This window comes from Micromonospora kangleipakensis, from assembly GCF_004217615.1.
Taxonomy (GTDB): Bacteria; Actinomycetota; Actinomycetes; order Mycobacteriales; family Micromonosporaceae; genus Micromonospora; species Micromonospora kangleipakensis.
In genome coordinates this window covers 3,583,400-3,596,590 of record NZ_SHLD01000001.1, presented here as the reverse complement: position 1 = coordinate 3,596,590, position 13,191 = coordinate 3,583,400, and the positions used below count along the sequence as shown (strand labels likewise).

The following is a 13,191-nucleotide window of genomic DNA, read 5'->3' as shown; positions in this document are numbered from 1 at the left end:
TTCTCCGATCATGCTCACGCTGAACGCAACAGAGCCCGTACGTGTGGCTGGACAGGTGTTGGGCGGATTGCTGATGAACACGGAGCCCTACACGGCTTAGTGTCCAAGCACCAGCGCGACGCCGGTTGGAGGTCATCATGTACCCGAAACTCGTGGTCGGAGGAGTCTGCGGACTCGCTTGGGCAACCGGTCTGCGTGGCCTGATGGCGCAGGTCGCCGGACAGGAATCCACTGTGAGCTGGATTTTCACCTTCGGGTTCATCCTGATGCCTGGCGTGGTCGTTGGCGTCTTGCTGGGCTGGGCTGAGCATCTGCGTACGACGGGAGGCCGGCGGGGATGGCGCTGGCTCGCGCTGTCACCGTTCCTCTTTGCGCTCTTCAACCCCGCCGCCCTGGCTGTGGCGCTGCTCGGCACGGCCGGCGGCTACGCGGTGTCAAGACGAGGACCTTTGTGGGCACGCATTGCTTCCGGCCTCTTCGCGGTGGCCATCATCCCGCTGTGGTCGGTGATCGCGACGGCCGTCGGCGGTCCGCGTCTGGCGTTGGATACGCCGCGCGGCGCCTGGATCGCCGTTTACCTCTACTCCTTCCTCGCCGTACTGGCGCTCGCTTGCGCCATCCCGCACCGCCCAGTCGTTGCGGTGCCGGAACGACCGACACCCGAAACCGCTGAGGTGCTCTCGCTCGAGCGTGGCGCCCTTCCATCGGAGTGAACCGGCATCATCGACGGCTGAACGGAGCCAGTATGGCGCGGACGCTGTACCTGCCGAAAAGGGCATCGTGCAGCTCGCGGGCTCTCTTGACGTCCGGGTCGGGCCTTCGCCTGGTCGAGGACGTCGCCCGTACCGATCGTCACCGATGACTACGCGATGGTGCCGCCTCATGCTGCTGCGACTGGCGTACCTGGGCATCACGAAAGCGTTTGCGCTGCTGCGGCTGCTGCCTGGCGGCGACCGTGACAAGGACATCGAGATCCTGTCGTTGCGGCATCAGCTCGCGGTGCTGCAGCGCCACCTCGACGGGCAGCGCGTCCGGTTCGAGCCAGTCGATCGGGCGTGGCTGGCCGCGCTACTGCACCCACTGCCGAGGCCGACCCTGCAGGGTCTGCGGCTACTGGTCCGGCCCGACACAATTCTCAAGTGGCACCGTGACCTGATCGCCCGCCGCCACGCCGCGGCATCGCGGCCACGGCGGCGCGGCCGGCCCCGCACGCCGCGCTCCATCCGGGTGCTGGTGTTGCGCCTGGCGAAGGAGAACGGCAGCTGGGGGTATCGCAGGGTGCACGGCGAACTGCTCACGCTCGGGATCAACCTCGCCCCGTCCACCGTCTGGGAGATCCTGCGCCAAGCCGGGATCGACCCGGCACCCGACCGGGCCGCCACCACCTGACCGGACTTCCTACGTTCCCAAGCCGAAACGCTGCTGGCCGCCGACTTCATCGAGACCGTGACGCTGACCGGAGCGCGGATGTACATCCTGACGGTGATCGAACACGCCAGCCGCCGGATCCGGGTCCTGGGCGTCACGGCGCGCCCGACCTGTGGGTGCCGAAAACCCCATCCAAGGGCTGTTAGCTGCCGGTTCTCGGATACGGCTGAAGACCGCGAGACGGGTACGCCAGGATGATCCATCGTGCTGCTGCGACTGCCCTACCTCGCCCTCGCGAAGCTCGTTCACCCTCATACGGCTCATGCCGATGAGCGATTCAGACAAAAACGTCGAGATTCTGATACTGCGCCACCAGCTCGCCATCCTGCAGCGCCAGATCGACAAGCCCCGTCTCACCCCGCCCGACCGCGCGTACCTCGCCGCCCTCCTCCACCGGCTACCGAGGCCGAAGCTGCGGCAACTGCACCTGATCATCTCCCCCGACACCGTCCTGCGCTGGCACCGCGACCTGCTCCGCCGCCATAACGCCAAACAATCCCGACCGAAACGGGCCGGACGGCCGCCCACCGTCCGCAGCATCCAAACTCTCGTCTTGCGCCTCGCCCGAGAGAACCCGAGCTGGGGCTACCGACGAATCCGCGGCGAACTGGCCGTCCTCGGCATCAAAATCGCCCCCTCCACCATCTGGGAAATCCTCAAGACCAACGGGATCCAGCCCGCGCCCCAGCGCGACCACCAAACCTGGCCGACCTTCCTGCGCAGCCAAGCACACGCGATCATCGCCGCCGACTTCTTCGAAACCCGGACCCTGACCGGCGCAGGGCTGTACGTGTTCGCTGTCGTCGAGCACGCCACCCGCCGCGTCCGTGTTCTCGGTGCCACCGCCCACCCCACCGCGGCCTGGACCGCGCAACTGGCCCGCAACCTGGTCATGGACCTCCACGACGCCAGCGTCACGGTGAAGTACCTGATCCGCGACCGCGACAGCAGGTACACGGCCGCGTTCGACGCTGTCTTCGAAGACGAAGATATAGGAATCGTGAAGACCGGTGTCCGCGTACCGCGCATGAACGCGATCATGGAGCGCTGGGTGCGCTCGTGCAGAGCCGAACCTCGACCGCACCCTGATCGTGAACCCGGCCCACCTGATGCACGCGCTCCGCGAGTACGAGACCTTCTACAACGAGCACCGGTCCCACCGGGCGCTCCGCGCCGCGGCACCCCTACGCCCGCTCCCCCACCCGATCACCGAACCGCACCGACTCGACCACCTCGACATCCGCAGACGTGATCGACTCAGCGGCGTCCTCCACGAGTACCGACACGCCGCGCGACCTGTATGGACGGTATTTCCGGCACGCACAACGCCGAGCACTACAACGGGTGGCGACCGCACCGGGCCCTGCACCCGACTCCACCGCGCTCAGCCCGGCCCGCCGTCAATGCCGACCACCGACGCATCGCGCGAGCGGTCCTCGGCGGGCTGATCAAGGCGTACGACCGAGTCGCATAAGACCAGCCCAGGGCCCGCGACCGAGTTTTGACACCCCACAGGTCGAACCTGGCCCGGTCGAGCCGCAGATCGCCGAACCGACGCCCGGTCCGCGGCTCATACCTCGGCGGCTTTCTCATCCGGCCGTCAGGCTCGCTGACCTTGGGCCAAACACGGACATCCGCAGGTCGGCACCGGTGTCGTGTGTTGCGCGTAGAGCGAGGGCGGCCTGCCTCCCCCACTGGATCAGCTGAGACTCCCGGACCACGGCGCCGACGGCGGCGCGGCCGCTGTGCCCGATCTGCATATGTAAGCAGTTGAATAGAGAGGTCATGTAGCCGAGCCGTTCCGCCGGGTCGCAGGTTCCGGCGAACTCGGGTGGGTAGGGCGTCTCGGCGACGACGATGACACCCCCGGGTGACAACTCCCGACGGGCGGCGGTGAGGACCGCTGCTGGGTCGGGCATGTCGTGCAGGGCGTCGATGACAAGGATCAGGTCGAAGGGACCACAGTCGACGACCGACACTGCGTCGGCCGGCCGGAAGGTCACGCCGGGACGCCGAGGCCGCTGCGCCGCCAGGTCGAGCGCGGCCTGGCTGAGGTCGTACCCGGCGAGGTGCGCGTCCGGCCAGGCGGCGGCCATCGCGTCGATGTGCAGTCCGGCGCCGCAGCCGAGGTCGGCCACCCGCAGCGGCCGGCGGCCGAGGACCGCGGCCACCTCAGCCACTGCGGCGAGCTGCCCGGGCAGATCACCGGCGGACAGGCCGGTGAACATGGCTTGCAACCAGGCGCGGTCGGGTTCGTCGGCGTCGATGTAGCCGCTGCGGTCGTGCTGCCAGGCGGACACCAGCCGGTCCGCCCGGCCGACGAACATGGCGCACGCCTCGGCCAGGGCTCGAGCAAGCGTGGGTTTGTCCGTACCGTCTTCGCCGAGGAGCACGGCGGCGGCCTCGCTCGGAAGGCGGAACGTCGGCGGGCGGGTGGACAGGTCTGCGGCGAGAATTCCGACGGCGGTCTGCTGGCGAGTCCACTCTTCGGTGAATCGAGGGCCGGTGGCGGTACGGGTGCTGAGCTCCTCGGCGGTCATCGGGCCATGTTCGGCCAGGCAGGCGTACCAGTGGTACCGGTAGCCGGCGTGGATGGCGATCAGCTCGGCCGTACCGGCGTAGGCCGCCTGTACCTGCTCGAGGAGCCCGTTCCCGGACCCGTGCGCTTGGCCGTCAGCGCTCATGCCGCCTCCCGCTACAGTGCGAACCTTGAATACGGTCTGGATAGGAACGCGTCGCCCGTACGTGCGAGATGTCGTTTCGTCCGTGGCTGCGATGCCGATGCGGGGAAGGGGCTGCGGGGCAGGGCAGCGCCGGCGGCGACAGGTAGCTGGACCCCGTTGGCCGCCCGCGCCTGGGCCGCGCCGAGCTCAGCCCCCCCGGCACGGTCGCTATCAGCGACCCGTGAGCTAGCCGGCCCCGCAGATGGTTCCAGCGGGTGAGTCAGTGACGCACTGATTGCCGGTCCACGTGTTGACCGGTCGGTTGTCGTCGCGGGCGTCGACGGCGACGTTGAGAAGCGCGGTGTTGCCGATGAACGTGTTGTCCCGCGCACCGGCCGCGTAGATGCCGTTGCGCCCGTTGCGTTCAGACACGTTGCCGCGGACCTCGTTCCCGCTGTTCCCGGCGAACAGCACGATGCCGTCACGGCCGTTGTCAGTGCTGATGTTGTCGGCCACGGTTGAGTCGTGCAGGTCGCCCGGCTCCTGCGCCGTGCCGGGGTTGGCGTTGATGCCGCTGAACGTCATGCCGCGCACCGTGTTGCGGGTGACCTGGACCCGGTGGCTCGTCTGGCGGAACCGGTCATTGAAGCCGTTGGCGGTGAAGATAATCCCGATCCGGCCGTTGACGACGATGTTCGAGTCGATGGTCAGGTCGGATGTTGCGCCGCCGATCTGGATCGACGAGCTCGACGCCCGGGCCACGTCGTTCTCGAGGATCGCGCTGCCGTTCGAGTTCTGTAGCGCGATGCCGGCGCCGTCCTCCCGGGAGACGTTGTGGTCGATCGTCAGCTGGTCGTGGTGGCCGGGACCAGCAAGGTCTATGCCCGTCACGTTGCGGAACGTAAGGTTGTGGTCGACACGAGCGTTGCGTACGTCGCGTTGGTTCCACTCCGAACGCTCGTCGGCCACCGGCGGCGAAGCCCAAAGGCTGTCGTCGTCGAGCTCGGACACAAGTCCATACCGGTTCTCCCGCAGGCAGCTGTGGTCGGCACGCGTCTGTCGGGGGCCTGCGCTGCCGAAGTCCACCCCGAACAGCGAGTTCAGCCGGATCAGGTTGTGGTGGATCCGGTAGCCGGAGAACCGGTCGCTGGCGTCGACGCCGACCGACGCCCCTTGTACGACGATTCCCGCCACCTCGATGTCATCTGCCCGAAGCGCCAGGGCGATGGTGAACCCGCCGCCCGCCGGGTCGATGATCACCTGCCGAGCGGAGTCGGCGTCGTCCAGCTGCGACGGCGTGGGTTGGAAGCAGTCCACTGCGTCGACCGCGTCCGGATCACCGAACAGCGTGAGCGGCTTGTCCACGGTCACGCTCTCGGCATACAGGTCGGGACAAACCTTGATTCGATCCCCCGGTTGCGCCGCGTCGACCGCCGCCTGGATCGATATGTACTCGGCGTTGCCGCACTGCACGCCATCCCGGTCGACCACCAACGTCGACGACGCCGGCTCGGCCGCCTCGGCCGAAGATGGAACGACAAGAACCGCGGCCAACGCCGCGAGTAGGGCCATTGCCCCGACCCGAGTCTTGCGCTTCGTGCGAGCTTCCGCTCTTGGATCGCCGGCCCCTACCGTCGCCAAGGCGGGCTGAAGAGACTGAGTTGATGCTCTTTCCAGCCCGAAGGTGCGGGCGATGCGGGACAGGCGCGCGGCTCCGATTTGCGGGTGAACCCGCATCGTTATTGACATGGCTGCCTCCTGAGTGCCTCGTGCGAGTACAACGGGTGAGAAAAGCTTCAGCACCAGGCAGCTGGTGCACTACGTCTTCGGCTGTCGCCGAAAAGCTTGCTGCTTGTGTTCAGGAGAAGGTGCAGCTTGGCGCCGATGGCGGTAGGGGCGTGGACGGCACTACATGTCGGGTAGTCAGTAGGGGGATACCTCCTATTGGCCGGCGCGCGGCCCTGGGTGTCAGGGTTGGGTGAGACCAGCGGTTCAGAGCAAGTGGCCCTCCCAGGGCGAGGATGGATTCTCCTTCGATGACGATTTCCAGCACCGACCGGCCTGTCGGGCACGATGGGGCCATGACGACGGAAGGACCCCGAGCAGACCGGCCCCGGCGACGTCGTTCGTTCACTGCAGTGGAGAAGCTTCGGCTGCTCGGTGAGTATGAGCAGGCTGTCGCCGAGGGCGACGGCAACGGCTATCTGCGCCGTAACGGCCTGTACTCGTCGCTGATGAGTGAGTGGCGCCGCGCCCGCGACGCCGGCCTGCTCGAGGGTAAGAAACCCGGCCAGAGCATCGGCAAACCGAGCGGGGAGCAGGCCGAGATCGCCCGGCTGCGCCGCCAGTTGGAGCTGGCCAACCGCAAGATTGCCCGGACCGAGGCGGCGTTGGACATCATGGGAAAAGCACACGCGCTCTTGGCCGAGATCTCCGAGAGCGCGGACACCGACACCAAGCCGACCAAGCCCTGACCGGCGCCCACGCGTAGCTGCTGGCCGCGCGGATGGCGACCCGCGCCGCGGCCCGGCTGACCGGGATCGCCCGCAGCACTGCCCACCGACGCTCCCGCACCCCCACCGGGCGCCTGCCGGCGCCGCGGCCAGCGCCAGCGAACCGACTGTCCGACGCCGAACGCGCCCACGTCCTGGCCGTGCTCGACAGCGACCGGTTCGTCGACACCACCCCGACGGAGACGTTCGCGACGCTGCTCGACGAAGGAGTCTACCTGGGCTCGATCTCCACCCTCTACCGGATCCTGCGCGCCAACGGCCAGGTCATCGACCGGCGCCGCCAGGCCCGACACCCCACCCGGACCCGCCCCGAGTTGACCGCCACCGCACCCGGGCAGGTGTTCACCTGGGACATCACCAAACTGCCCGGCCCGGCCAAGGGCGTGTACTACGACGCCTACGTCATGACCGACATCTGGTCCCGGTACGTCGTCGGCCACCACGTCGCCGCCAGAGAGAGCGCCGAGATCGCCTACGACTTCATCTCCGAGATCATCACCACCCACGGCGTCCCGCACGTCGTGCACGCCGACCGCGGCACCTCCATGACCTCCAAACGCGTCGCGACGCTGCTGGCCGACCTCACCCGCACCCACTCACGGCCACGGGTCAGCAACGACAACCCATTCTCCGAAGCGGCCTTCAAGACCGTGAAGTACCACCCCACGTTCCTCGAACGCTTCGGGTCACTGGCCGACGCCCGCGCGTTCTGCGACACGTTCTTCCAGTGGTACAACCACGAACACCACCACGCCGGCATCGGCTTGCACACCCCCGCCGACGTCCACTACGGCCACACGCCGCCCAGCAGAAGCAACGTGCCCACGCCCTCGACACAGCCTGGACAGCGCATCCCAAACGCTTCTCCGCCCGACCCAGACCTAAAGCGCTACACCTGCCCGATACCGTCTGGATCAACCCACCCGAACCAGCAACCGATCAACCGCTACCCCAAGCGGCGTAACACCCACTGGTCCCACCGACCTTGACAAGTTTCGCGGCGGCAACACTTGGTCCTCTTGGCGGACGAGGCGTGAGGGCCGCATAGTACGAGAGGGGCATTCCCGGGGTAAGCGATTGTCTCTTCCCGTGGCGGAGGGCAGGTCGATGGAATTTCGTTTGCACCTGACGCCGACCGACCTTGGCAAGATTCGGTTGTCGCCGCGACCCAGTCCGGTCGTCGAGACAGCCCTCAGCGCGCTGCTGCTGCGCCAGGCGACCACCGATCCCTTCGTACGGCGCTGGCGTGCCCGAGCCGCCAACGCACTCGGTCCCGCCGGCGCACCGATCATGCAGGTCATGGGTTCTGGCCTCGTCCAGATCAGCGATCTGCTGTACCGTCACGCGTTGACGGCCGCCAGCTACGACGAGGCAGTCGAGGCGTTCCTGGCCACTCCACAACCAATCATCAGCCGGGACCTGACCCACGTCATTGGCGACCGCCCGGCCGCGGCGGCACGCGACCTGCGCGATGGAAACCGGAACGTGATGGAAGCAGTTGCCGCTAACTTACGGCGGTATCACCGGGCCGTCGCCGACCCACAGTGGATCAACGTCGTGCGCCAAGGCCACATCGCGTTCGCCACGCAGCGGCGCAGCTTCGCTGAGAACGGAGTGGATTGGCTACTTCGAAACCTGTATCCGACGGTGCGGTGGGACCCGCCGGTTCTGACGCTCTACATCCCGTGCCCGACCGACGAGCGCTTCGGATCGTGTCGCTACCATCACCTGCACGACATCCACAGTGACGTGTTTCTCCAAGGCCGAGGTCTCGTCCTCGTCCCGTCCCTCTTCGTCCCCTCCTTCTCCTGCTGGCTTTGGTGTGACGATTACGATGACCGGCCGGCCATCCTCATATATCCGGCGACGACAGACCGGACGGCCCTGGAAAGCCCCGACGCACGACGGCCCGGTCAGCTGGCCCCGCTGCTGGGTTCGACCCGCGCTGCGGTGATGGAAGCGTTAGGCGACCGGCCGCGTTCGACCACCGAATTGGCCAGAGCGGTGAAAATATCGATCGCGTCCGCGAGCGAGCACGCCGCAGTCCTGCGAAACGCGGGTTTGATCGTGAGTACGCGCGAAGGAATGAGCGTTACCCACTCCCTGACCGCCAACGGTGCGGCACTCCTTCAAGACGTCTCCTGACCTCCGGGGTCTGTTGCAATGAGCGTTGGCAAGATCGCGGAATCCTGGACGGGTGAAGCTGTCGAGCCTGTCGGGCTCGAGACCACCCAGCAGGCCCAGCAACCTTGCCCTTGCCGAAAACGTCATCCGCCCTGGTGGGATCCGGGGTACCGGTTGGTCGGCGCCGGTTACCGGTGCTGGCGCTGCGCGCAGCCGGGTGATCGCTGCGGCATGATGGGCAGCCGTGCTGCTCCGACTGGCTACTTGAGCGTGACGAACGCGTTCGTGATGCTGCGCCTGCTGCCGATGAGCAATCGGGACAAGGATGTGGAGATCCTTGCCCTGCGCCATCAGATCACGCTGCTGCAGCGCCAGCTGGGCAAGGAGAAGGTGCGGTTCGACGCGACTGATCGGACGTTCCTGGCGGGACTGCTGCACCGGCTGCCGCGCGACGTGCTGCGCCGAGTGCGGCTGCTGGTGCGCCCCGAGACGGTGCTGCGCTGGCATCGCGACCTGGTCGCCCGCTGTCACGCGGACGTCTCCCGGCCGAAGCGTCCGGGCCGGCCACGAACCGTGCGTTCCGTCCGCACCCTGGTATTGCGTCTGGCCGGGGAAAATCCCAGCTGGGGCTACCGACGCCTGCACGGCGAACTGCTGGTGCTGGGCGTACGAGTGGCCGCGTCCACGGTGTGGGAGATCTTGAAGGAGGCCGGCATCGACCCGGCACCCGAACGAGCCTGCAGCACCTGGGCCGACTTCCTGCGCTCCCAAGCCGACGCCCTGCTGGCCTGTGACTTCCTGGAAACGGTCACCCTATCCGGGGCGCGAATGTACGTGTTCGCGGTGTTCGAGCACGCCAGCCGCCGAATCCGGATCCTCGGCGCCACCCCGCACCCGACCACCGCATGGGTAGTACAGGCCGCGAGGAACCTTGTCATGGACCTCGAAGACACCGGCTGCCGAGCCCGATTCATGATCCGCGACCGGGACGGCAAATTCCCCCACTTGTTCGACGCCATCCTCGCCGACGCGGGCATCGACATCGTGCTCAGCGGCATCCAGATGCCAAGAATGAACTCAATCATGGAACGCTGGGTACAGACCTGCCGCCGCGAACTACTGGACCGGACGTTGATCTGGAACCAGCGGCACCTGCTCCACGCCCTACGCGAGTTCGAACAGTTCTACAACGGACACCGCCCACACCAGGGCATCGCGAACGCAGGCCCGCTACGCCCGTTGCCCACACAGACAATAGGGGTGGCCGGGCGCCGCTGTCTCGTGCGAGCCGACCGCGCTCGGCTCCATATCCGTCAGCTGGAGGACCGTCCGAGGATGCCCCGATGGGGCATCCTCGCAACCCGGTTCAGGACAGGCACTGCGTGAAGAAGACCTCCACGTTGGTGATGCCGTGACACGCCGGACCGTTGAACTGCGCCTGTTCCGGGAGCTCCATGTTGGGCCCCACGATGAAGGTGCTCACGTCGGCCGTGCCGTCGCTGTTGAGATCCAACCCGAGCAAACCCGAGAAACCTTCGCCCGTTTCGAGGTTAACCAGGCCTTGGTCTGCCCGCTGCTGCAATCCGTTTGATAGCCAAACGATTTTTCCGGTGTTCACGTCGATGACGACCTGAACTCCCGCCGCCGCGTTCTTGCTCGCGTTCACGCATTCATGGGCCCAGGCTGGCCCGGCGGCCGCAAGGAGCGCGGTCGTCACAGCGACCGAGCCCAGGAAGAGACGACGAACTGTTCTGATCATAGGTGACCTCCCGATCCAGGTTTGCCGACGCCGCGCCAGTGCGCGAAATCTCTCGGCTGCGGAGAATCCTGGTGCCGGTATTCCTAACGCGTCTACGTATTTGTCGAATCATCGACATCGCCTGCTACGCACGCCGGTCAAGCTATGCGGGAGTCTGGCCGCGGTGTCGCAGGGGCGCGCTTTCCCCTTCACCGGCGAGGCCGGTGACCAGTCCGTGCTGCCGGTCCCGCTCGGATACGCCCTATCCCCCCTCTTCCTCACCACGGCGGGGCTGGGTTACTTGCTTCGGGGGTGTGCCTGGCCCCGCGCTTGTAAGGCGCATCCGGCGGTGGTCGCAGCGTCCGCCGCTGTTTGGGACGTCCGCGGCCTCCCCCCTGATCTGTCCGCTGGTGTTCGCCTGCAGTCGGCTCTGTTGATGTCGGCTGCGGATGTCAGGCGAGACGTGACCCCACCCTGCCAGGGGGATCGTTCGAAGTCGACCACCTCGAGCATGTGCAACCCAACCCCAGCCTCGGCGAGAAGGCGCTCGACTTCGGCCAGCGAGAGCCGGTCCAACAGACTGTCGTCATGGACCAGCCGGAAATACCTTCGCCAACCAACCGACTCCGGCAGTTGACGTGGCGGCCACGCCGCGGCACCACGTCCCCACCGGGAACACGTGCGACCGCCACCACGGACCCGCCCGGCTGGTGGCGGCGATGGTCGCTGGCCCGGGCCGCGAGTCGACCCGTGTCTCTTTCCCCCGTCGCCGTCGGCCTTCTTGGCTGCGGTCGCGAGCACGCGTAGCGTGACATCGTCCGCGCTGAAGGTGTGCGTCACGCTGGTGACACAGAAGGATCACCGCTCGGAGGGCCCTCGTATGCACACGTCGTTGGGTCTGCAAGGTCCTGTTCTGTTGCTGGTGGTCGTCGGGTCCGCGGCGTTGACATTCGTCGTCCCCAGGCCGCGACTGTTGTGGGCATCTCTGCTCGCGGCGGCGTGCGGGTTCTGCGAAGCGCAATTAAACAACGTCTGCGATGCCATGTTCGGCGCAACGGCTCCGGCTTGGCCGCTGCTGCTACCAGCCGTTGCGTTGGGGGCGGGATTCGCGTGGCGGGTCCCTGGTTGGAGCACCATGGCAGCCGGGTGGCTGGGGATCCCGTGGGGGCTCGCGCTGACGGTAGGCGTGTATTGGGGTCCCTGCTGGAACTGCGGCGAGCCGTACTACGTACCTTGGGCGCTCGGTTCTAGCATGGTCGGAGTCGTCCTCACCATTGTGGGCGCTGCGCTCACCGTGGCCCTTCGAGTCCTGATCCGCCGATTGCGGTCCTGACCAATGGCCGGCTGTAATGCTGGCCCGCTCAATGCCGGGCCGATGATGGCCCCCTCCAGATCCTGGATGCTGCCCTACGGCTCCGCCCGCTGCCGCTGCATCAACGAATGGGCCTGTGGGGCTCGTAAATCAGGTTCAGCCCCGTTGACGTGGGATTCTGTGCGAGGTCAGCCTTGCGGAAGCTGCGACGATCCGGGCCATGAGCGCTTCGTTGGTGTACCTGCTACTGCGCGAGGTGCTGCAGATGTTGACCCAGCTCGCCCGGGACGGCGGAACCAAGGATGTCGAGATCCTGGTCCTACGGCACCAGGTGGCCGTACTCCGCCGCCAGGTGAAGCGCCCCATTCTCGAGCCGGGCGACCGGGTAGTGTTGGCGGCGTTGTCGCGGCTGCTCCCCCGCCCGCAGTGGGCTGCGTTCTTCATCACCCCGGCGACCCTGCTCCGGTGGCACCGGCAACTGGTCGCCCGGCACTGGACATACCCGCACGCGCGGCCCGGCCGGCCGCCGGTCGACCAGCAAGTGCAGGACCTGGTACTGCGACTGGCCGCCGAGAATCCGACCTGGGGGCATCGCCGGATTCAGGGTGAGCTGGTCGGCTTGGGCTACCGGGTGGCGGCCAGCACCGTATGGAAGATCCTCAACCGGGCCGGGGTCGAGCCGGCGCCGCGGCGCTGTGGGCCGACCTGGAAGCAGTTTCTGACCGCCCAGGCGCACACGATGCTGTCCTGCGATTTCTTCACCGTCGATACGGTGTTCCTCAAGCGGATCTACGTGCTGTTCTTCGTGGAGATCGCCACCCGGCAGGTGCACGTCGTCGGGGTGACGGCCCATCCGACCGGCGCCTGGGTGGCGCAGCAGGCGCGGAACCTGTTGATGGACCTCGACCAGCGGGTTACCAGTTTGCGGTTCCTGCTTCGCGACCGCGACACGAAATTCACCGCGGCCTTCGACGCGGTGTTCGCCGCGGAAGGTATCGACGTGGTCAAGACTCCGCCGCAGGCGCCGAGAGCCAACTCGTTCGCCGAGCGCTGGGTGGGCACTGTACGCCGCGAATGCACCGACCGGATGCTCATCGTCGGCGAGCGCCACCTGGCGACCTTCCTTGCCGGGTACACGTCGCACTACAACGATCACCGGCCGCACCGTTCGCTGGGACAACGGCCACCCGATCCGCCACCGCACATCGTGGACCTGACCGCCGCCCGGATCAAACGACGCCCGATCCTGGGTGGATTGATCAATGAATATTCGCAGGCAGCGTAGCCGGACCTGATTTACGAGCCCCACAGGTTTTCGGGGGGAGGTTCAAAACCCCATAGAAGAAAGTCAAAGCCCTGACCAGCGATACTGCTGGTCAGGGCTTTCTCTCTGTCGGGACGGCCGGATTCGAA

Annotated in this window: 9 protein-coding genes and 1 pseudogene; 7 read left to right on the top strand and 3 right to left on the bottom strand. The window is 66.9% G+C overall.

The features are described from left to right. Positions 1-203 precede the first annotated feature (203 nt). From EV384_RS17235 to EV384_RS36025, 3 genes are all read left to right on the top strand, one after another. Entirely contained in the window at positions 204-713 is a 510-nt protein-coding gene (locus EV384_RS17235) for a hypothetical protein (protein ID WP_130334638.1), read from the top strand. A 169-nt stretch (positions 714-882) separates the two neighbouring features. Next, positions 883-1,389, top strand: a complete 507-nt coding sequence (locus tag EV384_RS17230; protein WP_130334637.1) for a hypothetical protein — start codon at positions 883-885, stop codon at positions 1,387-1,389. A 307-nt stretch (positions 1,390-1,696) separates the two neighbouring features. Continuing rightward, entirely contained in the window at positions 1,697-2,680 is a 984-nt protein-coding gene (locus tag EV384_RS36025) for a hypothetical protein (RefSeq protein WP_242624111.1), read from the top strand. Between the two features lie 337 nt (positions 2,681-3,017). On the opposite strand, the gene EV384_RS17205 is transcribed toward EV384_RS36025, so the two are convergent. Continuing rightward, on the bottom strand, positions 3,018-4,112 hold the full coding sequence (locus tag EV384_RS17205; RefSeq protein ID WP_130334631.1) for a class I SAM-dependent methyltransferase: 1,095 nt from the start codon (positions 4,110-4,112) through the stop codon (positions 3,018-3,020). 225 nt (positions 4,113-4,337) lie between these two features. After that, a complete protein-coding gene (locus EV384_RS17200; protein ID WP_165439962.1) occupies positions 4,338-5,663 on the bottom strand; it encodes a right-handed parallel beta-helix repeat-containing protein in 1,326 nt (441 codons plus the stop codon). 464 nt (positions 5,664-6,127) lie between these two features. On the opposite strand from EV384_RS17200, the pseudogene EV384_RS17190 reads away from it, so the two are divergent. The 3 genes and pseudogenes from EV384_RS17190 to EV384_RS17180 all read left to right on the top strand — a co-directional run bounded on the left by EV384_RS17190 (position 6,128) and on the right by EV384_RS17180 (position 10,114). Continuing rightward, a pseudogene (locus tag EV384_RS17190) lies at positions 6,128-7,568 on the top strand (IS3 family transposase). Positions 7,569-7,711: 143 nt separating this feature from the next. Beyond that, positions 7,712-8,749: an ArsR/SmtB family transcription factor gene (locus EV384_RS17185; RefSeq protein WP_130334623.1), complete on the top strand. Its 1,038-nt coding sequence runs from the start codon at positions 7,712-7,714 to the stop codon at positions 8,747-8,749. An 18-nt stretch (positions 8,750-8,767) separates the two neighbouring features. Next, on the top strand, positions 8,768-10,114 hold the full coding sequence (locus tag EV384_RS17180) for an integrase core domain-containing protein (RefSeq protein ID WP_242624110.1): 1,347 nt from the start codon (positions 8,768-8,770) through the stop codon (positions 10,112-10,114). Here the strand turns inward: EV384_RS17180 and EV384_RS17175 are convergent. After that, the gene (locus EV384_RS17175; protein WP_130334621.1) at positions 10,095-10,487 is read right to left on the bottom strand and encodes a hypothetical protein; all 393 of its coding nucleotides are present in this window, start codon (positions 10,485-10,487) and stop codon (positions 10,095-10,097) included. The two genes, EV384_RS17180 and EV384_RS17175, sit on opposite strands and share 20 nt — an antisense overlap. A gap of 1,622 nt (positions 10,488-12,109) precedes the next feature. Here EV384_RS17175 and EV384_RS17170 point away from each other — a divergent pair. After that, on the top strand, positions 12,110-13,063 hold the full coding sequence (locus tag EV384_RS17170; protein ID WP_242624109.1) for an integrase core domain-containing protein: 954 nt from the start codon (positions 12,110-12,112) through the stop codon (positions 13,061-13,063). Positions 13,064-13,191 lie beyond the last annotated feature (128 nt).

Excerpts from the sequence above, each read along its gene's own strand:
- EV384_RS17230 (WP_130334637.1), top strand. The coding sequence starts at position 883 with ATGCTGCTGCGACTGGCGTACCTGGGCATCACGAAAGCGTTTGCGCTG.
- EV384_RS17175 (WP_130334621.1), bottom strand. The coding sequence starts at position 10,487 with ATGATCAGAACAGTTCGTCGTCTCTTCCTGGGCTCGGTCGCTGTGACG.
- EV384_RS17205 (WP_130334631.1), bottom strand. The coding sequence starts at position 4,112 with ATGAGCGCTGACGGCCAAGCGCACGGGTCCGGGAACGGGCTCCTCGAG.
- EV384_RS36025 (WP_242624111.1), top strand. The coding sequence starts at position 1,697 with ATGAGCGATTCAGACAAAAACGTCGAGATTCTGATACTGCGCCACCAG.
- EV384_RS17180 (WP_242624110.1), top strand. The coding sequence starts at position 8,768 with ATGAGCGTTGGCAAGATCGCGGAATCCTGGACGGGTGAAGCTGTCGAG.
- EV384_RS17235 (WP_130334638.1), top strand. The coding sequence starts at position 204 with ATGGCGCAGGTCGCCGGACAGGAATCCACTGTGAGCTGGATTTTCACC.
- EV384_RS17185 (WP_130334623.1), top strand. The coding sequence starts at position 7,712 with ATGGAATTTCGTTTGCACCTGACGCCGACCGACCTTGGCAAGATTCGG.
- EV384_RS17200 (WP_165439962.1), bottom strand. The coding sequence starts at position 5,663 with ATGGCCCTACTCGCGGCGTTGGCCGCGGTTCTTGTCGTTCCATCTTCG.